This window comes from Citrobacter sp. Cpo090 (assembly GCF_030332665.1).
Taxonomy (GTDB): domain Bacteria; phylum Pseudomonadota; class Gammaproteobacteria; order Enterobacterales; family Enterobacteriaceae; genus Citrobacter; species Citrobacter portucalensis.
The window spans coordinates 204546-226415 of the sequence record NZ_JAOWHK010000030.1 but is presented as its reverse complement, the minus strand read 5'-3'; the positions used below and the strand labels follow the sequence as shown (position 1 = coordinate 226415).

General features: G+C 52.3%; 19 protein-coding genes. 14 read left to right on the top strand and 5 right to left on the bottom strand.

Going from position 1 to position 21870, the window contains the following annotated elements; all coding sequences use genetic code 11:
- Positions 1–359: 359 nt before the first annotated feature.
- Positions 360–1538, top strand: coding sequence for a D-xylose utilization transcriptional activator XylR (xylR, locus tag OGY83_RS13865; RefSeq protein ID WP_079939662.1), 1179 nt, complete (start codon positions 360–362; stop codon positions 1536–1538).
- A 44-nt stretch (positions 1539–1582) separates the two neighbouring features.
- Here xylR and OGY83_RS13860 read toward each other — a convergent pair whose 3' ends face one another.
- The gene (locus OGY83_RS13860) at positions 1583–2407 is read right to left on the bottom strand and encodes a protein bax (RefSeq protein WP_016154930.1); all 825 of its coding nucleotides are present in this window, start codon (positions 2405–2407) and stop codon (positions 1583–1585) included.
- A gap of 316 nt (positions 2408–2723) precedes the next feature.
- Here OGY83_RS13860 and malS point away from each other — a divergent pair, with 316 nt between their 5' ends.
- Entirely contained in the window at positions 2724–4754 is a 2031-nt protein-coding gene (gene malS / locus OGY83_RS13855; RefSeq protein WP_286636089.1) for an alpha-amylase, read from the top strand.
- 176 nt (positions 4755–4930) lie between these two features.
- On the top strand, positions 4931–6181 hold the full coding sequence (gene avtA, locus OGY83_RS13850; RefSeq protein ID WP_079939664.1) for a valine--pyruvate transaminase: 1251 nt from the start codon (positions 4931–4933) through the stop codon (positions 6179–6181).
- 34 nt (positions 6182–6215) lie between these two features.
- Here the strand turns inward: avtA and OGY83_RS13845 are convergent, their stop codons facing one another.
- Together OGY83_RS13845 and yiaJ are read right to left on the bottom strand one after the other, a co-directional pair.
- Positions 6216–6689 carry a 4Fe-4S dicluster domain-containing protein gene (locus tag OGY83_RS13845; protein ID WP_286636087.1) on the bottom strand — a complete coding sequence of 158 codons (474 nt, stop codon included), beginning with the start codon at positions 6687–6689 and terminating at the stop codon, positions 6216–6218.
- A 105-nt stretch (positions 6690–6794) separates the two neighbouring features.
- The gene (yiaJ, locus tag OGY83_RS13840; protein WP_003024237.1) at positions 6795–7610 is read right to left on the bottom strand and encodes an IclR family transcriptional regulator YiaJ; all 816 of its coding nucleotides are present in this window, start codon (positions 7608–7610) and stop codon (positions 6795–6797) included.
- A gap of 217 nt (positions 7611–7827) precedes the next feature.
- On the opposite strand from yiaJ, the gene yiaK reads away from it, so the two are divergent.
- The 8 genes from yiaK (at position 7828) to araD (ending at position 15407) form a co-directional block, all read left to right on the top strand.
- Entirely contained in the window at positions 7828–8826 is a 999-nt protein-coding gene (yiaK, locus tag OGY83_RS13835; protein WP_149280779.1) for a 3-dehydro-L-gulonate 2-dehydrogenase, read from the top strand.
- Between the two features lie 11 nt (positions 8827–8837).
- Complete coding sequence (locus tag OGY83_RS13830) at positions 8838–9302, top strand: YhcH/YjgK/YiaL family protein (protein WP_123268880.1); 465 nt, start codon at positions 8838–8840, stop codon at positions 9300–9302.
- Positions 9303–9315: 13 nt separating this feature from the next.
- Positions 9316–10248, top strand: coding sequence for a DUF4862 family protein (locus tag OGY83_RS13825; protein ID WP_123268881.1), 933 nt, complete (start codon positions 9316–9318; stop codon positions 10246–10248).
- A 31-nt stretch (positions 10249–10279) separates the two neighbouring features.
- Positions 10280–11599, top strand: a complete 1320-nt coding sequence (locus OGY83_RS13820; RefSeq protein ID WP_049042780.1) for an MFS transporter — start codon at positions 10280–10282, stop codon at positions 11597–11599.
- 98 nt (positions 11600–11697) lie between these two features.
- On the top strand, positions 11698–13200 hold the full coding sequence (locus OGY83_RS13815) for an FGGY-family carbohydrate kinase (RefSeq protein ID WP_286636085.1): 1503 nt from the start codon (positions 11698–11700) through the stop codon (positions 13198–13200).
- On the top strand, positions 13200–13862 hold the full coding sequence (gene ulaD, locus OGY83_RS13810; protein WP_191228758.1) for a 3-keto-L-gulonate-6-phosphate decarboxylase UlaD: 663 nt from the start codon (positions 13200–13202) through the stop codon (positions 13860–13862). The genes OGY83_RS13815 and ulaD overlap by 1 nt, the downstream gene beginning before the upstream one ends.
- Positions 13855–14715: an L-ribulose-5-phosphate 3-epimerase gene (locus tag OGY83_RS13805; protein ID WP_123268884.1), complete on the top strand. Its 861-nt coding sequence runs from the start codon at positions 13855–13857 to the stop codon at positions 14713–14715. Before ulaD ends, OGY83_RS13805 begins: the two co-directional genes overlap by 8 nt.
- Positions 14709–15407 (top strand): L-ribulose-5-phosphate 4-epimerase, encoded by a 699-nt coding sequence (gene araD, locus OGY83_RS13800; protein ID WP_286636084.1) that lies wholly within the window; start codon positions 14709–14711, stop codon positions 15405–15407. The genes OGY83_RS13805 and araD overlap by 7 nt, the downstream gene beginning before the upstream one ends.
- Positions 15408–15473: 66 nt before the next feature.
- Here araD and OGY83_RS13795 read toward each other — a convergent pair whose 3' ends face one another.
- Positions 15474–16289 (bottom strand): helix-turn-helix domain-containing protein, encoded by an 816-nt coding sequence (locus OGY83_RS13795; protein WP_286636083.1) that lies wholly within the window; start codon positions 16287–16289, stop codon positions 15474–15476.
- A gap of 251 nt (positions 16290–16540) precedes the next feature.
- On the opposite strand from OGY83_RS13795, the gene OGY83_RS13790 reads away from it, so the two are divergent.
- Positions 16541–17941 (top strand): MFS transporter, encoded by a 1401-nt coding sequence (locus OGY83_RS13790; RefSeq protein ID WP_286636082.1) that lies wholly within the window; start codon positions 16541–16543, stop codon positions 17939–17941.
- 10 nt (positions 17942–17951) lie between these two features.
- Complete coding sequence (locus tag OGY83_RS13785; RefSeq protein WP_286636081.1) at positions 17952–19907, top strand: glycoside hydrolase family 127 protein; 1956 nt, start codon at positions 17952–17954, stop codon at positions 19905–19907.
- 87 nt (positions 19908–19994) lie between these two features.
- On the opposite strand, the gene OGY83_RS13780 is transcribed toward OGY83_RS13785, so the two are convergent.
- Entirely contained in the window at positions 19995–20735 is a 741-nt protein-coding gene (locus OGY83_RS13780) for a MipA/OmpV family protein (RefSeq protein WP_123268889.1), read from the bottom strand.
- Between the two features lie 121 nt (positions 20736–20856).
- Here OGY83_RS13780 and OGY83_RS13775 point away from each other — a divergent pair, with 121 nt between their 5' ends.
- A complete protein-coding gene (locus tag OGY83_RS13775) occupies positions 20857–21819 on the top strand; it encodes a LysR family transcriptional regulator (RefSeq protein WP_191213724.1) in 963 nt (320 codons plus the stop codon).
- The last annotated feature ends 51 nt before the right edge of the window (positions 21820–21870 follow it).

Sequence of the window (21870 nt, the reverse complement as noted above, 5' to 3'; positions counted from 1 at the left end):
TAAGCTCCATAATCAGGTAATACGGCAAGTAAACTGCGATATAGCTATACTGGAATTTCCTGATTTATTGCTCAATTACGTTATTTCACACCGCTATTAAGAGAATACCCAAACGTGCGCTGGCTCCCAAAAAAACGCGCTGAGAAAAGAAATAAAAAGGCGATCGCGATCGAAGGTTAGCCAATAAACAAAAAACCATAATGCGCAGATAAAAAATGGCAATTGTCATCCCACTGGCAGTATGTGAATTTTGCGTAGCACCAGGCAAATAAGAAATTTGTCACGCTTCATCAAGCAGTCGTACCTGCGATTTTGCTAGTATCGACAGGCCCACGTTAACCTTTCCAGGACAGGTTCTTATGTTTGATAAACGTCACCGCATCACTCTGCTATTTAATGCCAATAAAGCCTACGACCGCCAGGTAGTAGAAGGAGTGGGTGAATATTTACAGGCATCGCAATCCGAGTGGGATATATTCATTGAGGAAGATTTCCGCGCCCGTATCGATAATATTAAAGACTGGTTAGGCGACGGCGTTATTGCTGATTATGACGATGATGACATTGCGCAATTACTTGCCGATGTCGAGGTTCCCATCATCGGCGTTGGAGGCTCCTACCATCTGGAGCAAGATTATCCACCGGTACATTACATCGCCACCGACAACCACGCGTTGGTAGAAAGCGCTTTCCTGCATCTGAAAGAAAAAGGGGTTAACCGCTTTGCGTTTTATGGTCTGCCTTCTTCAAGCGGTAAACGCTGGGCCGCGGAACGTGAATATGCCTTTTGCCAGCTGGTTGCCAAAGAGAAGTACCGCGGCGTTGTCTATCAGGGGCTGGAAACCGCACCGGAGAACTGGCAGCACGCGCAAAATCGTCTGGCGGACTGGCTGCAAACTCTACCGCCGCAAACCGGTATTATCGCCGTCACCGACGCGCGGGCACGGCACGTCCTGCAAGTCTGCGAGCACCTGCATATTCCGGTACCGGAAAAGCTGTGCGTGATAGGGATCGACAACGAGGAATTGACCCGTTATCTGTCCCGGGTAGCGCTGTCATCCGTGGCTCAGGGAGCCAGGCAGATGGGGTATCAGGCTGCTAAGCTCCTGCATCGTTTACTGGCGAATGAAGAACTGCCGCTGCAACGCATTCTGGTTCCTCCGGTGCGTGTCATTGAACGCCGCTCAACCGACTACCGTTCATTAACCGATCCGGCGGTGATTCAGGCGATGCACTTTATCCGCAACCATGCCTGTAAAGGTATTAAGGTTGAACAAGTGCTGGATTCAGTGGGGATTTCACGTTCGAATCTGGAGAAGCGTTTTAAAGAAGAGGTCGGAGAGACTATCCACGCCGTAATTCATGCCGAAAAGCTGGAAAAAGCGCGCAGCCTGTTGATTTCTACCACACTTTCGATCAACGAAATTTCACAGATGTGCGGCTATCCGTCTCTGCAATACTTCTATTCAGTCTTTAAGAAAGAGTACGACACGACGCCAAAAGAGTATCGCGATGTGAACAGCGAAGTGTTGCTGTGAGGATTATTGCCGGATGCGGCGAAGCCGCCATCCGGCACACAGAATTACATATGCGCGGCGATTAAACGCTGGTTATCCTGATACATTGCGAACAGATAGTTGTTGTAGCTCTGTCCTTTAGTGGAATAACCCTTCAGCTTATGGATCATCGCGGTAGCGGTGACTTCCTGATCGGCTTTACGCAGCTGCGCACGTGATTTACGGAAAGAAGAGTAAGCCGGATGCGTATTCAGGTTGATGACGTAAGCATTCACCGACTCTTTCACCGATTCAAACTGTGAGTAGCCTTTCACCTTACCTGGGGCATTGTTACAACGACCTTTGCCACATTTCATGCCAAACAGGTTGTTGTTGCTACGCGCCAGCTTCGAGGTACCCCAGCCACTTTCGGCCGCAGCCATGGTTGCCACCATACTGGTCGGGATAATGTCTACGCGCTCAAGCAGCGTATTCCACGGAATTTTACGCGTGTTGCCAGACCAGTTCACCTTGTAGCGCTTCGCGATGTCTTTCATACGCGTACGCTCAGTCGGTGACCAGCGGTTCTGGTACTGTTTTGAAATCAGCCAGTTACGGTCCGCCGTAATGGCAGCATTTTGACTGGTAATATAAGGCATAACCGTCCGGAGAAACGCTTTTTTCCTTGGTGTTCCGGAAGGGTATTTTCGCAAATCAGGAAGTGAACTACTCTTTGCACTATTGCGAGAATACTCTTGTTTACTGCTAACCTGTTTATTACTTGCCTTGGTTATCTGGGGCTTGTGACTCGTTGTCGCCGTGTGTGTCTTTGCCAGCACCTCACCCGAAAATGCAACGGTGAGTAACATAAGAATCATTGCCCCATATCGTCGAATGGGAGTCAATATCATTAGGTCTCCTGGTCGGATTTATACATTCCAACACCTTATATTTTTCACAAAAATGAGAGATGAATCTCAAATCATATCAAAAATAGCTGTCAAGAGCACCCAAAGGAATAGTCCAATTCTGAAACCATGTCACGCATTAACGGTTCAGGGTGCTATTAATTCGAAGAAAATGTGGAGGTTATCGCAAAATAAGTTCATTTTTTGCGCGCGATCGCTCACCCTCACTTCTCCTCCTGGCAGAATCGACTCAAAGGAGGAGTTTCCGGCCTGATTTCACTGGCAAACTGGCGAAAATCGCAGCATCAAGGACAGCATTATGAAACTTGCCGCCGTTGCGCTGGCGCTCATGCCCGGCATTGCCATCGCCTCATCATGGACTTCTCAGGGACTTCCCGCCTTCGAAGCGGAAGGTACGGGGAAATTCGTCAGCCATGCAGCGTTGACGAAGGGTACTCGTCCTTTAATCCTGAATTTTGACCAACAGTGCTGGCAGCCTGCTGACGCGATAAAACTCAACCAGATGCTGTCGCTAAAACCGTGTGAGGGCGCGCCGCCGCAGTGGCGTTTGTTCAAAGACGGCGATTACGCGCTGGAAGTGGATACCCGCTCCGGAACGCCAACGTTGATGCTCTCGGTAAAAAGCGCCGCAGCCCCTGTCACGACCCAGATTCGCCAGTGCCCGAAATGGGATGGTTCGCCGTTAACACTGGATGTGAGCCAGACCTTTCCGGAAGGTGCCGTGGTGCGTGATTTCTACAGCCAGCAAACGGCAACGGTAAAAAATGGGTCGATTACCCTACAGCCTGCCGCAGCCAGCAACGGGCTGTTGCTGCTGGAACGGGCGGAAACCGATTCCCTAGCTGCTTTCGACTGGCATAACGCTACGGTGTATTTCGTCCTGACAGACCGCTTTGTGAATGGCGATCCGAGTAACGACCACAGCTACGGTCGGCGCAGCGATGGCATGCAGGAAATTGGCACCTTCCACGGCGGCGATTTACGCGGTCTTGCCAGCAAACTCGACTATCTGCAACAACTGGGCGTCAATGCGTTATGGATCAGCGCGCCGTTTGAGCAAATCCACGGTTGGGTCGGCGGTGGCACCAAAGGCGATTTCCCCCATTATGCTTATCACGGCTATTACACTCAGGACTGGACCACGCTCGATGCGAATATGGGTAATGAAGCTGACCTGCGTGCCCTGGTTGACGGCGCGCACCAGCGCGGTATTCGTATCCTGTTCGATGTTGTCATGAATCATACTGGCTACGCCACGCTGGCGGATATGCAGGAGTATCAGTTTGGGGCTCTGTACTTGTCAGGCGATGAACTGAAAAACACGCTCGGTGAACGCTGGACAGACTGGAAGCCAGCCGCCGGGCAAAGCTGGCACAGCTTTAATGATTACATCAACTTCAGCGATAAAGCAGGCTGGGAAAAATGGTGGGGGAAAAACTGGATCCGCACCGATATTGGCGATTACGACAATCCTGGCTTTGACGACCTGACCATGTCGCTGGCTTTCCTGCCCGATCTAAAAACCGAATCCACCACGCCTTCCGGGCTGCCAAACTTTTATCAACACAAACCGGATACACACGCTAAAGCTATTGCCGGTTACACGCCCCGAGATTATCTGACCCTCTGGCTCAGTCAGTGGGTGCGTGATTACGGGATTGACGGGTTTCGGGTCGATACCGCCAAACACGTCGAACTTCCCGCCTGGCAGCAGTTAAAAACACAGGCCAGCGCAGCGCTGGCTGAATGGAAGAAAGCCAACCCGGATAAAGCGCTGGATGATAAACCCTTCTGGATGACCGGCGAGGCCTGGGGTCACGGCGTAATGCAAAGCGACTATTACCGTCACGGCTTCGATGCGATGATCAATTTCGACTATCAGGAGCAGGCGGCAAAGGCCGTCGATTGTCTGGCGAGTATGGATCTCACCTGGCAACAGATGGCGGAAAAATTGCAAGATTTCAACGTTCTGAGCTATCTATCCTCGCACGATACGCGTCTGTTTCGCGAAGGTGGAGATAAAGCTGCCGAGCTATTGCTGCTGGCGCCAGGCGCGGTACAACTCTTTTACGGCGACGAGTCGGCCCGGCCCTTTGGACCAACAGGTTCAGACCCATTGCAGGGTACGCGCTCAGAAATGAACTGGCAGGATGTGACCGGGAAATCTGCTGCCAGCGTCGCTCACTGGCAGCGCATCAGTCAGTTCCGGGCCAGACATCCCGCCATCGGTGCCGGTAAACAGACCACGCTGACATTGAAGCAGGGATACGGATTTATCCGCGAGCATGACGACGATAAGGTAATGGTGGTGTGGGCCGGTCAGCCCTGATCCCAACAGGCTTCTCGCTGTGCATACAGCGGGAAGCCCAACACAAAATAAAAAACCAGCCAGGTAAACATCTGCAGCATAAAACATCAATCCAGCCCCTCCCCCCTGATTTGCACCCTGCCATAGGTAGCGCTATGGTTAGCCACTTTACTACTCAGTTCGACAGATCCCCTGCTATGACATTCTCACTTTTTGGCGACAAATTTACCCGCCATTCAGGCATCACCCGCCTGATGGAGGACCTCAACGACGGTTTACGCACCCCGGGCGCCATCATGCTCGGCGGTGGTAATCCGGCGCAAATTCCAGAGATGCAAAATTACTTCCAGTCTCTGCTGACAGATATGCTGGCAAACGGCAAAGCCACTGATGCGCTTTGCAATTATGACGGGCCGCAAGGGAAAACCGAGCTACTGTCTGAGCTGGCGAAACTGCTACGTGAGAAGCAGGGTTGGGATATCGAGCCACAAAATATTGCACTGACAAATGGCAGTCAGAGCGCGTTTTTCTACTTATTCAATCTGTTCGCCGGGCGCCGCGCTGACGGAACAACGCAAAAAGTGTTATTCCCGTTAGCCCCGGAATACATTGGCTATGCCGATTCCGGGCTGGAAGAAGATCTCTTCGTCTCTGCACGTCCGAACATTGAGCTGCTACCGGAAGGCCAGTTTAAGTATCACGTTGATTTTGAACACCTGCACATCGGTGAAGAGACGGGAATGATCTGCGTGTCGCGCCCCACTAACCCGACAGGCAACGTGATCACCGATGAAGAGCTGATGAAGCTGGATCGGCTGGCCAACCAGCATGGGATCCCGCTGGTGATTGATAACGCCTATGGCGTACCGTTCCCTGGCATCATCTTTAGCGAAGCACGCCCGCTGTGGAACCCCAACATTGTGCTGTGTATGAGCCTTTCCAAGCTGGGCCTGCCAGGTTCCCGCTGCGGCATCATTATCGCGAATGAAAAAATCATCACTGCGATTACCAATATGAACGGCATCATCAGCCTGGCACCTGGCGGAATGGGTCCGGCGATGATGTGCGAGATGATTAAACGTAACGATCTGCTGCGCCTGTCCGAAACGGTTATCAAGCCGTTTTACTATCAGCGCGTTCAGGAGACGATTGCGATTATTCGCCGCTACTTGTCAGAAGATCGCTGCCTGATTCATAAACCAGAAGGGGCTATTTTCCTGTGGTTATGGTTCAAAGATTTGCCTATCACTACCGAACTGTTGTATCAGCGTCTGAAAGCGCGCGGCGTGCTGATGGTTCCTGGTGACTACTTCTTCCCGGGGCTGGATAAGCCCTGGCCGCATACCCATCAGTGCATGCGGATGAACTACGTGCCAGAGCCGGAGAAAATCGAAGCTGGCGTGAAGATTCTGGCTGAAGAGATCGAACGCGCCTGGCTGGAAGGCTAACGCAAACCCGACCCAAGTGCGGGTCGGGTTTACTTCACAGCGGTTGTGAACGCAGACGCTGGCGCTGAATACTGACGGCATCAATACACTGCAACGCGCTGGTCGGGCAGGCTTCTACACACGCCGGTCCCGTCTCGCGATGCCAGCACAAATCGCATTTTATCGCCTGCACCCGCGACAAACGGGCAACGACATTCATTGCACCAAACGGGCAGGCCAGCATACAGCTTTTGCAGCCAATACAACGTGTCTGTTCAACGAAGATATGCCCATGTTCACGACGAATGGCGTGAGTTGGACAAACATTCGCGCAGGGAGCGTCTTCGCATTGATGACAAGCGACCGCCGTCGTAAAGGCGTCGTCTTTGATGACCCGAATCCGCGGTATAAACGCAGAAGAAGAGACCGACGCACAGTCCTGGTTTTGCTGATGCGCGACGACACAGGCAACTTCACAGGTACGACACCCAATACATTTTGCCGCATCCGCCATAATAAACGCGTTCATTGCCCCCTCCTTCTGCGTGAAAACCACAGATTGCCAGAGAGACGGCCCCTGTCGCTTTGATCGGACAGGGGAAACGGTTAAATAGTGTCAGGTGCCTGAATAACCTTAATCGCGAACGGTAAAACCCAGCTCATTTGAAATCGCCTGCGCGGTTTCCCGCAGCGGTTTGAGTAGATTTTTTTCCCCTATCTGCTTAAGTCGCGAGGTAGAGAGTGAAATTGACACCGCGTACGGCACCCGGCCATGAATATCAAACACCGGCACAGCAATACAGGAAACGCCCAGCTCGTTCTCTTCCCGATCCATCGCCATACTGCTTTCGCGGATCTGCGCCAATTCGTCGTACATCGCCGGCAAACCGGTAATGGTATTACGGGTCAGCGGCTGAATAAGATCCTGATGGCTCTCCCAGTAGGCCTCCACATAATCCGCATGCCCAAACGCCATGTAAATTTTACCCATCGCGGAGCAATACAGCGGCATATGTTGACCGATATAAGCGCGGGTACGCAGCATGCCCGTCGTCGGTTCCAGCTTATAAATCAGAATCGCGTGGTCATCTTCACGGCTTGAGAAGTTAATTGTTTCACCCGTGGCAATATTCAACGCTTCGAGGTGCGGTGCGGCAACATGGATGATATTCAGTGAGGATAGTGCCTTCTGACCCACAGCGATAAATTTAGTGGTCAACCTATAGCTACCCGCAGCAGGTGCAGGCGTGACATATCCGCAGGACTGCAGTCCTTGCAGGAGTCGATGCACAGTGCTTTTGTTCAGCCCGGCCAGTTCAGACAGATGGGCCAGTGGGCACCCATTCGGATAGTTACTCAGAATCTCAATCAACATCAAACCACGGAACAGGCTCTGACTTCCGGCTGGCCTCTCTTTGTCTTGCGTCATTTCACTCTCTTTTGTGCCCATCGCTTCCGCTCCCCTTTTCGTCGCGCTCTGATGGTAGCGCAAAGTGTGTTTCAGTTCACGATCTGAACCGAAAAAACACAACTATTTGATTTTGATGATTTTAAAAAATAGACCACCCCGTTGATCTGTCAAAATTTGATCGCTATATTTGAAATCAGATTTCGCATAGTGAAATTTAGAGATAAAAAAGCGATCAAATTTAAACAAGGAAACAGGAATGAAAGTCACTTTTGAGCAGTTGAAAGATGCGTTCAATCGGGTACTGCTGGCACGCGGTATTGCCGTTGAAACCGCCGATGCCTGTGCCGAAATGTTTGCGCGCACCACCGAGTCCGGCGTTTATTCGCACGGTGTGAATCGTTTTCCTCGTTTTATTCAGCAATTGGATAACGGCGACATCATTCCTGAGGCCAAACCGCAACGCATTACCAGCCTGGGGGCGATTGAACAATGGGATGCCCAGCGTTCGATCGGCAATCTGACGGCGAAAAAGATGATGGACAGAGCCATTGAGCTGGCCTCCGATCACGGTATTGGCCTGGTCGCACTGCGTAACGCCAATCACTGGATGCGCGGCGGCAGCTATGGCTGGCAGGCGGCGGAGAAAGGTTACATCGGTATCTGCTGGACTAACTCGATTGCCGTCATGCCGCCGTGGGGTTCGAAAGAGTGCCGCATTGGTACTAACCCGCTGATCGTCGCGATCCCCTCATCACCAATCACCATGGTTGATATGTCGATGTCGATGTTCTCCTACGGCATGCTGGAAGTGAATCGCCTGGCCGGTCGCCAACTGCCGGTAGATGGTGGCTTTGATGATGAAGGTAATCTCACCAAAGAGCCGGGCGTTATCGAAAAAAACCGCCGCATTTTGCCAATGGGCTACTGGAAAGGCTCAGGTCTGTCGATTGTGCTGGATATGATTGCCACCCTGCTTTCTGATGGCTCATCCGTTGCGGAAGTCACCCAGGATAACAGCGATGAATATGGCGTTTCACAGATTTTTATCGCCATTGAAGTGGATAAGCTGATCGATGGCGCCACCCGCGATGCCAAGCTACAGCGGATTATGGATTTCATCACCACCGCCGAACGCGCAGATGAAAACACGCCTGTCCGTCTGCCGGGCCACGAGTTTACAAAGCTACTGGAAGAAAATCGCCGGAACGGTATCACCGTTGACGACAGCGTCTGGGCAAAAATTCAGGCCCTGTAAGGAGCCACACCATGATCTTCGGACATATTGCTCAACCTAACCCATGCCGTTTGCCCGCTGCGATTGAAAGGGCGCTCGACTTTCTGCGCAGCACAGATTTTCAAAAACTGGAACCGGGCGTGGTGGAGATCGACGGTAAAAATATCTTCGCGCAAATTATCGATTTAACCACCCGTGACGTTGCCGAAAATCGTCCTGAGGTGCATCGTCGCTATCTGGATATTCAGTTTCTGGCCTGGGGTGAAGAGAAAATCGGGATCGCCATTGATACCGGGAATAACCAAATTAGTGAATCGTTATTAGAACAGCGCGATATTATTTTTTATCACGACAGCGAACATGAATCTTTTATTGAAATGATTCCGGGAAGTTACGCCATATTCTTCCCACAAGATGTTCATCGTCCAGCATGTCATAAAACTGTCGCCACACCGATCCGCAAAATAGTCGTAAAGGTTGCTATTTCAGTTTTATAAAAGGAGCACAAAAATGAAAGCTAACACTACCGGTTATATTATCGGTGCGTACCCTTGTGCACCCTCATTTCACCAAAAGGGTGAAGAGGAAGAGAAGGAATTCTGGCGACAACTCTCCGATACCCCGGATATTCGCGGACTGGAGCAGCCCTGCCTTGAAAATCTGCATCCGTTAGGCGACGAATGGTTATTACGCCATACGCCGGGCGACTGGCAAATCGTGGTCACGGCTATTATGGAAACCATGCGCCGTCGCGGGACTAATGGTGGTTTCGGGCTGGCCTCCAGCGACGAAGAACAGCGTAAAGCCTGCGTGGCGTATTACCGCCATCTGCAGCAGAAAATCAACCATATCAATGCAGCCAATGGCGGAAAAGTAATCGCGCTGGAGCTACATGCTGCCCCACTGGCAGGCAACCCAAACGTCGCTCAGGCCACCGACGCGTTCGCCCGTTCACTGAAAGAAATTACCCGCTGGGACTGGTCCTGCGATCTGGTGCTGGAACATTGCGATGCCATGACTGGCCCCGCGCCACGTAAAGGCTTTTTACCGTTAGACAACGTACTGGACGCGATAGCCGGATATGACATCAGCGTGTGCATTAACTGGGCGCGCTCGGCCATTGAAGGGCGGAACCTCACCCTACCGCTGGCCCACACGCAGCAGGCCAAACGGGCTGGAAAACTGGGCGCACTGATGTTCTCCGGCACCACGCTTGCGGGGGAATACGGCGAGTGGCAGGACTTACACGCACCGTTTGCCCCTTTCTGTCCAGAAGGTCTGATGACCACAGAGCATGCCCGCGAATTATTCGCCAGCGCAGGAGCAGACCCATTGCAATTTTCTGGCATTAAATTGCTGGAAATAAATGCCAGTGCAGATGTGAACCATCGTGTAGCGATATTGCGCGACGGTATCGCCGCATTAAATAAAGCAAAACTATAAAAATAAAATACTACTCTACGAGAATATTAATATGAACATGACCTCTCGCCCTACACTTCAAGACATACCCCGTCAGCGCTGGCTACGGATTATTCCACCTATTCTCATCGCCTGTATTATTTCTTATATGGACCGCGTCAATATCGCATTCGCGATGCCCGGCGGAATGGATGAGGAATTAGGTATTTCCGCCACCATGGCCGGTCTGGCCGGTGGTATTTTCTTTATCGGCTATCTGTTTTTACAGGTTCCCGGTGGAAAAATTGCCGTACACGGCAGCGGCAAGAAATTTATCGGCTGGTCGTTGGTTGCCTGGGCGGTCATTTCCGTTTTGACGGGGTTGATCACGAATCAGTACCAACTGCTGGTTTTGCGCTTCTTACTCGGCGTTGCCGAAGGCGGCATGCTGCCGGTCGTGCTGACGATGATCAGTAATTGGTTCCCCGATGCCGAACGCGGTCGCGCCAATGCGATTGTGATTATGTTTGTGCCGATTGCCGGGATCATTACCGCCCCGCTCTCGGGTTGGATCATCACTGTGCTCGACTGGCGCTGGCTGTTTATCATTGAAGGTTTACTGTCTGTCGTCGTCCTGGTGCTGTGGGCCTATACCGTTTACGACCGTCCGCAGGAAGCGCGCTGGATCTCTGACGCCGAGAAAAATTACCTGGTAGAAACGCTGGCCGCCGAGCAAAAAGCCATTGCCGGAACCGAAGTCAAAAATGCCTCTCTGGGCGCAGTACTTTCCGATAAAACCATGTGGCAGCTAATCGCGCTGAACTTCTTCTATCAGACCGGGATTTACGGTTACACCCTGTGGCTGCCGACCATTCTCAAAGAGTTGACTCACAGCAGCATGGGACAGGTCGGCATGCTCGCCATTCTGCCTTACGTCGGCGCAATTGCCGGGATGTTCCTGTTCTCTTCTCTCTCTGACCGCACCGGTAAACGCAAGCTGTTCGTCTGCCTGCCGCTGATTGGCTTTGCCCTGTGCATGTTCCTCTCTGTGGCGCTGAAAAATAACGTCTGGCTGGCTTATGCCGCGCTGGTCGGCTGCGGATTCTTCCTGCAATCGGCTGCGGGCGTGTTCTGGACTATTCCGGCGCGTTTGTTCAGCGCGGAAATGGCCGGTGGCGCACGTGGGGTCATCAACGCTCTCGGCAACCTCGGTGGCTTCTGCGGTCCTTACGCGGTCGGCGTTCTCATCACCCTGTACAGCAAAGATGCGGGCGTTTACTGCCTGGCCATTTCACTGGCTCTGGCCGCGCTGATGGCGCTGCTGCTGCCAGCGAAATGCGATGCCGGCGCCGCGCCGCTAAAGACGCTGAATCCACATAAACGTACAGCGTAAAACAATGCCCGGTGGCGCTTCGCTTACCGGGCCTACAGGTAGCAACCGTCCCAGGACGGATAAGCGCAGCGCCATCCGGCAAAAATGAGATAACAAAGATGAGTGAGAAAGCGACCTTCTGGCTGGGTATTGATTGCGGCGGTACATATCTGAAAGCAGGTTTGTATGATGCCAAAGGTCATGAGCAGGGAATTAACCGGCAATCGCTGCAGACAATATCGCCATTACCCGGTTACGCCGAACGCGATATGCACCAACTGTGGCAACAGTGCGTCACGACCATTGCCGGGTTGTTAAAGCGTACAGGCGTGTGCGGCGAGCAAATCAAAGGCGTCGGTATATCCGCTCAGGGCAAAGGCCTGTTCCTTCTTGATAAGCAAGATAAGCCGCTAGGTAATGCCATTCTCTCTTCCGACCGACGCGCGATGGACATCGTTCAGCGCTGGCAGCAGGATGGGATCCCTGAGCAGCTCTACCCGGTCACCCGCCAGACATTGTGGACCGGGCATCCGGCATCGCTCCTGCGCTGGGTGAAAGAGAATACCCCTCAGCGCTACGCGCAAATTGGTAGCGTCATGATGGGTCATGACTACCTGCGCTGGTGCTTAACCGGCGTCAAAGGCTGCGAAGAGAGCAATATCTCCGAGTCGAACCTCTACAACATGACCACGGGTCAGTACGACCCGAGGCTGACTCAGTGGCTGGGCATCAGTGAAATCGACCCTGCCCTGCCTCCCATCGTGGGTTCGGCAGAAATATGCGGGGAAATCACCGCTCAGACAGCCGCCATCACCGGTCTGGCGGCGGGTACGCCCGTCGTCGGCGGTCTGTTTGATGTGGTTTCCACCGCACTCTGCGCTGGCATCGAAGATGAGCACACCCTCAACGCGGTGATGGGTACCTGGGCCGTCACCAGCGGGATCGCTCACGGCCTGCGCGACCACGAGCCTCATCCCTATGTCTATGGTCGCTATATAAATGACGGGCAGTACATCGTTCATGAAGCCAGCCCAACCTCTTCCGGCAATCTGGAATGGTTTACCGCCCAGTGGGGCGAACTCTCTTTTGATGAGATTAATCAGGCCGTTGCCAGCTTACCGAAAGCCGGTAGCGCGCTTTTCTTCCTGCCCTTTTTGTACGGCAGTAACGCCGGGCTGGAGATGACCAGCGGCTTTTATGGCATGCAGGCTATACACACTCGTGCCCACTTATTACAGGCCATCTACGAAGGCGTGGTTTTCAGCCACATGACCCACCTGAACCGCATGCGCGAACGTTTTACGCAGGCACATACCCTGCGCGTCACCGGAGGTCCGGCACACTCTGACATCTGGATGCAAATGCTGGCAGACGTCAGCGGCTTACGTATCGAGCTGCCACAGATTGAAGAGACCGGCTGCTTTGGCGCAGCGCTCGCCGCCCGCGTAGGCACTGGCGTTTATCACAATTTCAGCGACGCGCAGCGCAGCTTACAGCACCCAGTGCGCACACTGCTGCCAGACGCCGCCGCACATGCGAGCTACCAGCGCAAATACCGCCAATACCAGAATTTAATTACCGCACTACAGGGCTATCACGCCCGCATTAAGGAGCACGAATGATGAGTCGACCATTACTGCAACTGGCGCTCGACCACACCAACCTGCAGGCAGCCCAGCGCGATGTCGCACTGCTACAAGAAAGTGTCGATATCGTTGAAGCAGGAACGATTCTCTGCTTAACCGAAGGCCTTAGCGCCGTCAAAGCGCTGCGCGCCCAGTGCCCAAATAAAATCATCGTCGCCGACTGGAAGGTGGCCGATGCAGGCGAAACTCTCGCACAGCAAGCGTTTGGCGCTGGCGCTAACTGGATGACCATCATCTGCGCTGCGCCGCTGGCGACGATAGAAAAAGGTCATGGCGTCGCGCAGTCCTGCGGCGGCGAAATTCAGATGGAACTGTTCGGCAACTGGACGCTGGATGACGCCCGTGACTGGTATCGCGTTGGGGTTCGCCAGGCAATTTACCATCGTGGTCGCGATGCTCAGGCCAGCGGACAACAGTGGGGAGAAGCTGATCTGGCGCGCATGAAAGCGCTTTCCGATATCGGTCTGGAACTGTCGATTACCGGCGGGATTACGCCCGCCGACCTGCCGCTGTTTCGCGATATCAACGTCAAAGCCTTTATCGCCGGACGCGCGCTGGCTGGGGCGCAAAATCCAACGCAGGTTGCCGCTGAATTCCATGCGCAAATCGACGCCATCTGGGGAGCACAGTATGCGTAACCATCCGTTAGGTATCTATGAAAAAGCGCTGGCGAAAGACCTCTCCTGGCCGGAGCGTCTGGTGCTGGCGAAAAGCTGCGGTTTTGATTTCGTCGAGATGTCGGTGGATGAAACCGATGAACGTCTGTCGCGTCTCGACTGGAGCCCTGCTCAGCGCGCATCGCTGGTGAGCGCGATGCTGGAAACCGGCGTGGCAATCCCCTCAATGTGCCTGTCCGCCCACCGCCGTTTTCCGTTTGGCAGCCGCGATGAATCAGTCCGTGTTCGGGCACGCGACATCATGACCAAAGCCATTCGTCTGGCGCGCGATCTCGGTATTCGCACCATTCAACTGGCAGGTTACGACGTCTATTACGAGGAACATGACGCAGGTACGCAGCAGCGCTTTGCCGAAGGGTTGGCATGGGCAGTCGAGCAAGCCGCCGCCGCGCAGGTCATGCTGGCGGTAGAAATCATGGATACCGCTTTTATGAACTCGATCAGCAAGTGGAAAAAGTGGGACGAAATGCTGTCATCGCCGTGGTTCACCGTCTATCCGGACGTAGGCAATCTCAGCGCCTGGGGTAATGACGTCACTGCCGAACTGACGCTGGGCATCGACCGTATCGCCGCTATCCACCTGAAAGACACGCTGCCGGTAACCGAAACCCATCCGGGCCAGTTTCGCGATGTGCCTTTTGGCGAAGGGTGCGTGGACTTTGTCGGTATCTTCAAAACGCTGCATGAGCTGAACTATCGCGGATCGTTTCTGATTGAAATGTGGACTGAAAAAGCGAATGAGCCGGTACTGGAAATTATCCAGGCGCGACGCTGGATAGAAGCACGTATGCAGGAAGGAGGGTTTCCATGTTAGAACAACTGAAAGCCGAGGTGCTGGCAGCCAATCTGGCGCTTCCGGCTCATGGTTTAGTCACCTTTACCTGGGGTAACGTCAGCGCGGTGGATGAAACGCGTAAGCTGATGGTGATTAAGCCGTCCGGCGTGGAATATGACGTGATGACCGCCGACGATATGGTGGTGGTGGATATTGCCAGCGGCAATGTGGTTGAAGGCAGTAAAAAACCCTCCTCAGACACGCCAACCCATCTGGCGCTGTACCGTCGCTACCCTGAAATCGGTGGGATCGTCCACACCCATTCACGCCACGCGACGATCTGGTCACAGGCGGGTCTTGATCTCCCTGCATGGGGCACCACACATGCCGATTATTTCTACGGTTCTATTCCGTGTACCCGTCTGATGACCGTTGAGGAGATTAACGGCGAATATGAATATCAAACCGGTGAGGTCATTATTCAGGCCTTTGAGCAACGCGATCTTAATCCGCTGCAGATTCCGGCGGTATTAGTGCATTCACACGGTCCGTTTGCCTGGGGTAAAGATGCCGCAGACGCCGTACATAACGCCGTGGTGCTCGAAGAGTGCGCCTATATGGGGCTGTTCTCGCGCCAGCTAGCCCCTCAGTTGCCGGATATGCAGTCGGAGTTGCTGGATAAACACTATCTGCGCAAACACGGTGTGAATGCGTATTACGGGCAAAACTAACGTCCGGAGGCGCTGCGCTGCAATTTTGTAGGCCGGGTAAGCGTAGCGCCACCCGGCAAACCTCACTTACGCCGAATTAATATGCTCTTTGCAATAGCGCCGTTTCCACGCCGCGGGCGTCAGGCTGGTATGCTTGCGGAAAATTTTGCGAAAGTAACCCACATCATTAAATCCACATTTTATCGCCACTTCGGTAAGCGACAGTGAATCGCTGATCAACAGCTTTTCCGCTGCCCTTACCCGCTGGCGATGCAACGCTTCAGTTAGCGTCAGCCGGAAAGCGCTACGGAATACACGCCCCAGATAATCCGCATTGCAATGCAACTCTTTCGCCAGAATTGAAGCACTAATCGGCAGGTGGAACTGGGTGTGGATTATTTGTTGCGCTTTCCATGCCAGCGCATTACCGGGGCTATCTGCGGGTTGCCCGCTAGCCGCCGCGGAGATTTGCTGCAAAATCAGCAGTAGGATCAGTTCCAACGCAACGCTGCGATGAATATTTTCCTGCTCGCGTAAGAACTGGCGAAACAGCGAAATAATATATTGTGGCTCGCTAACCCGCGCATGCTGAGGAATCGCAAGCAACGGTTCTGTAAGTGAAGCATCGTTTTCTGCTGTCACCTCAAAGTGCAGCCAGTAAAATTTCAAATCAGCCGGAAATTGCCCGACACCAATATGCGAACGCTGCGGCCATAGCAGCAAACTTTCTCCAGCATTCACGCAAAAAATGGTCTGGCCTTCGCGAATCGTTAATGTCCCTTTTTCGACAAAGATAATTTCCCAGGATTGCAATTGCCGCGCCGGATGACTTCCCACGCCTCGGGAAATAAATAGCCCACCATTTTGCACTTTAATCGGAAGAGACATGGATAATTCGAGCATATATATTCAAATTCTCGCTTTTTGCATGATTTAAACCGCTCTTTATTATTGATTATTCACGATAAAATCCCTTTCCGCTGGATCGAAATCACATTTTTATAATGAAGTCGGAATTGTCATCTTTTTATACTTTTCTCTTCCCTTGTTGAGCCAAACATTTCGTGCAGAATAAATAACGTACTTTGCAAATTACAAACAAATAACCCGCAACGTAGCGGGATACTTTCTGACATCCTCTCCGGGAGTTATTTATGACTTCGGCTCCGATTACGACATCTGATTTGGCACAGCGTGCCCAGGACGACAAATTATCCCTGCGTGAAAAAATAGGTTATGGGTTAGGCGATGCAGGCGGGACGGTAATTACCTGTCTGATCATGAACTTCCTGACATTTTTCTACACCGATGTCTTCGGGTTAACGCCCGCGCTGGTCGGCACATTGTTTATTGCCCTGCGCGTATTTGACGCCATTTCCGATCCGATAATGGGCATACTTGCCGACCGCACGCAAAGCCGCTGGGGGCGTTTTCGTCCATGGCAGCTGTGGGTGGCAATTCCCATTGGCATCATTGGCGTACTCACGTTTACCGTCCCTGACGCCAGCATGAGCGTAAAAATCGCCTGGGCGTTCGGCACCTATCTGCTGCTCTCTGTCGGCTACACCGCTATCAACGTACCGTATTGTGCGCTAATCAACACCATGACGACCCGCCATAACGAGGTAATCTCCTGTCAGTCCTGGCGCTTTGTGCTGTGCGGCGTGGCGGGATTCCTTGTCTCCGTTGGTCTGCCGTGGATGGTGGATATTCTGGGTCAGGGCAATGCCGCGCAGGGTTATCAGTTCGGCGTGGGCATCCTGTGCGCCATCGCGGTGGTGATGTTCCTGTGCTGCTTCTTCTGGGTGCGCGAGCGTGTGCCGCTGGCGATGATGGGGAAATTTACCCTGCGTGAACACATTGGTGGGCTGCGCAAAAATGACCAGTTGCTGCTAATGCTGGTGATGTCTTTCCTGCTGATTAACGTCTTCAATATTCGTGGCGGTGGGTACATGTATTTCATTACCTACGTGCTGGAAGGCAGTACCGCTTACACGTCGCTGTTTTTCACCATGGTCACCTTTGCGTCCATCATCGGTTCGGTAATCGTCAGCCCGCTGACCCGCCGCATGGATACCGTCAAACTCTATTACTACACCAACCTGGTGCTGGCAGCCCTGGCGGTGTTGATGTGGTTCCTGCCAACCGGTTCGGCTTACCAGAATCTATGGCTGGCGGTGATCCTCGGCAACGGCATTATTCTCGGCTTCACGCTGCCGCTGCACTTCTCGCTGATGGCCTTTGCCGACGACTACGGCGAGTGGAAAACCGGCGTGCGTTCCTCCGGCATGAATTTCGCCTTCAACCTGTTTTTCATCAAGCTGGCCTGGGCCTCAAGTGCGGGGATCATCAGCCTGTTATTTATTTTTGTCGCCTATCAGCCTGGCGCTGGTAACCAAACCGCCAGTTCGCTGCAAGGAATTACCGCGATGGAAACGCTGCTTCCCGCACTGTTCCACCTGCTGTTGGCGCTGTCTATCCGCATCTGCAAACTCAATAATCCAATGATGTCGCGCATTGCCACCGATCTGCGTCAGCGTCATGTACAGCCTTAAGGAGCACGAAATGAACGTACTGGAAGTCGACCTGCATAAGCTCACCGTCAGCGATCCGTTCCTCGGACAATACCAGCAGTTGGTGCGTGACGTAGTGATCCCCTACCAGTGGGATGCGCTGAATGACCGCATTGCAGAAGCGGAACCAAGTCATGCGATAGAGAACTTTCGTATCGCCGCAGGACTACAGGATGGCGAATTTTACGGTATGGTTTTTCAGGATAGCGACGTAGCGAAGTGGCTGGAAGCAGTCGCCTGGTCCCTGTGCCAGAAACCTGATGCGGAACTTGAGAAAACCGCAGATGAGGTCATCGAGTTGGTGGCCGCTGCGCAGTGTGAAGATGGCTACCTCAATACATACTTTACGGTGAAAGCCCCGGATGAACGCTGGACTAACCTCGCCGAGTGTCATGAGTTGTACTGTGCAGGTCATTTGATCGAAGCAGGTGTCGCGTTCTTTCAGGCGACGGGAAAACGTCGCCTTTTAGACGTAGTGTGCCGTCTGGCAGACCACATCGACAGCGTTTTCGGGCTCGGAGAGAATCAACTGCGCGGCTATCCGGGACACCCGGAAATCGAGCTGGCGTTAATGCGCTTATACGAAGTGACCCAGCAACCACGCTATATGGCGCTGGTAAATTACTTTGTGGAACAGCGCGGCGCGCAACCCCATTTCTATGACGAAGAGTACGAAAAGCGCGGCCAAACCTCTTACTGGCATACTTACGGCCCAGCATGGATGGTGAAGGATAAACCCTATAGCCAGGCACATCAGCCCATTTCAGAACAGCAAACGGCGATCGGTCATGCAGTACGTTTTGTATATCTGATGACCGGCGTGGCGCATCTGGCACGCTTGAGTCAGGACGAAGGCAAACGTCAGGATTGCCTGCGTCTGTGGAAAAACATGGCCCAGCGTCAGTTATACATTACCGGCGGGATCGGTTCACAAAGCAGCGGCGAGGCGTTTAGCAGCGATTACGATCTGCCCAACGACTCCGTGTATGCGGAAAGCTGCGCCTCAATCGGTCTGATGATGTTCGCCCGCAGAATGCTGGAAATGGAGGCCGACAGCCAGTATGCCGACGTGATGGAGCGTGCCCTGTATAACACCGTATTGTGCGGGATGGCGCTCGATGGCAAGCACTTCTTCTATGTGAATCCGCTGGAAGTGCATCCTAAATCATTAAAATTTAATCATATTTATGATCACGTAAAACCCGTTCGTCAGCGCTGGTTTGGCTGCGCCTGTTGCCCGCCGAATATCGCCCGCGTACTCACCTCAATTGGTCATTACATCTACACGCCACGTCAGGACGCGCTGTATATCAATATGTACGTGGGCAATAGCATGGAAGTCCCCGTGGCAGATGGCACACTCAAACTGCGCATTAGCGGGGATTATCCATGGCATGAGCAGGTAAAAATCGCCATCGAATCACCGCAGTCGGTATATCACACCCTGGCCCTGCGCCTGCCTGACTGGTGCTCCGCGCCGCAGGTTTTGCTAAATGGTCAGTCGGTTGAACAGGATATTCGCAAAGGCTATTTGCACATCAGCCGCACCTGGCAGGAGGGCGATACGCTCAGTTTGACCCTGCCAATGCCGGTGCGTCGGGTATACGGAAATCCATTAGTGCGCCATGTTGCTGGTAAGGTCGCTATTCAACGCGGACCGCTGGTGTATTGCCTGGAGCAGGCCGACAACGGCGAGGAATTGCATAATCTGTGGTTGCCAAAAGAGAGTGAGTTCAGAGTATTCGAGGGTAAGGGATTGTTCAGCCATAAAATGTTAATTCAGGCTGAAGGCGTGAAGCAAAGCGCAGCCGATGCTGCACAACAATCGTTGTGGCACTACGATGTTTCCCCAACTTCGCGTCAGGCGCATACATTGACGTTTATTCCGTGGTTTAGCTGGGCAAACCGTGGTGAAGGCGAAATGCGAATCTGGGTAAACGAGCAGTAATAATAAGGCGGATGGCGGCGGTTAGCCCCCATCCGTCAATGTCTCATGAAAAGATTGCCCTCCTCCCTGAGGACAAACGGGTGAGAATCAGAAACGCCAGGTCAGACCGGACATAAAGGTGAAACTGTCATCACGATCAACCATCGGGCTATTTTTAATGTCATCCGGCAGTGCGCTATAGTTGGCGCTTGCCAGCAGCATCAGGTTGCTGGTCAACGCGTATTTAGCGGACAGGCCAACATACGGTGTCCAGCTATCGCCTGGGGAATAGCTTGATAAGCCACTACGACGGGACTCATTACCCGATATGCCGTAGTAGTACTCATTGAATTTTTCGTCATAGTAGAGCACGCCAATCGATGGCGTCAGCGTCAGCTTGCCCATCGGCATTGGACGGAACAGTGAAACTTCCCCTACCCAGCCATTACTGTTGTCCAGCACATCCGCAGCGGCGGAGACTTTTACGCTACCCCATCTTTCATGGTGATACCACGCGGCACCCGCCATTGCAGTTGCGTCACGCTTATCCAGCTTTTTCATCGCATGATCGTCATTATCGCCGGGATCAAACTCAAGCGGCATATAAGAGGCAGTAATACTAAATTCATTACTTTCACTCTTAGACAAAATATAACCTAGCGTTGTTTGCCTAAAATAAAATGATTCACTTTCGTAACTGACAAGCGGTACTGCGTGAACATTATCATTATACCCGCGATAAGGTGATTCATTATATACAGCACCAGCGCCAATAGAAAACTCTGCGGCAGTTGCACTCGCCATAAAAGAAAAGGCGAGCAGCGCCACAATATTGTGTTTAATTAACATGCCAACATTCCATTTTAAAATAAGCTACAAAGCGGGTGCATAATAATGCTTACAATTTCATCGGTGCAAGGTTCATATTTATATAGTAATATATAAAAAATTATATATATTGGGCTTGGCGATGAATAAATTACAACTTAAACACCGGGAACTGAAGATTATTTCGGTAATCGCTGCCAGTGAAAATATCAGTCATGCCGCTACTGTTCTCGGTATCGCACAGGCCAACGTCAGTAAATATCTTGCTGATTTTGAATCAAAAGTTGGATTAAAGGTGTTTGACCGCACCACCCGGCATCTGACCCTCACGCCGTTTGGTACGGCACTGCTTCCTTACATCAATGATATGTTGGAAAGAAACGATCAGCTAAATAGTTTCATTGCTGATTATAAGCATGAAAAACGTGGTCGGGTAACGGTATATGCGCCAACGGGGATTATTGCTTACTTATCGCAACATGTTATTGCAAAAATTCAGAATATCGGCGGTATTAGCCTCTCACTTAAAACATGTAACCTTGAACGGAAGGCATTTTATGAAGGTGTCGACTTTCCTGATGATTGTGATGTTTTAATCACCTATGCACACCCTAAAGATGAATCACTGGTCGCCAGTTTCATTACCAAATATGCAGTGACGGCTTTTGCCAGCCCTGAATATATCAAAGAACATCCTATTAGTAGTCCGAATGAACTGGAAGAACACTCCTGCATTCTGATTGATTCCATGATGATAGATGATGCCAATATCTGGCGCTTCACCTCCGCTGGCGGCAAGGAAATGCACGATTATCGGGTGACCGGAAATTATGTCTGCGACAATACACAGTCTGCACTGGCGCTGGCACGTAACCATCTGGGCATTGTTTTTGCGCCGAATGCGAGTGTACAAAAAGACGTTCAATCAGGATTGCTGGTCCCATGCTTCTCAGAACAACATGAATGGTGGCTGGATTTGGTGGCGATTTTCCGCAAGCGCGAATATCAGCCATGGCGGGTACAGTTTATTCTTGATGAGATGTTGGCAGAGATCCGCCAGCAGCTTACTCAGTCGCTGGAGCAGCAGACTGAGCAAGCAAAATGAGGATACCAGACTCAACAGGCGTTATTGGCGCAGGTAGTTTGAACACGGACA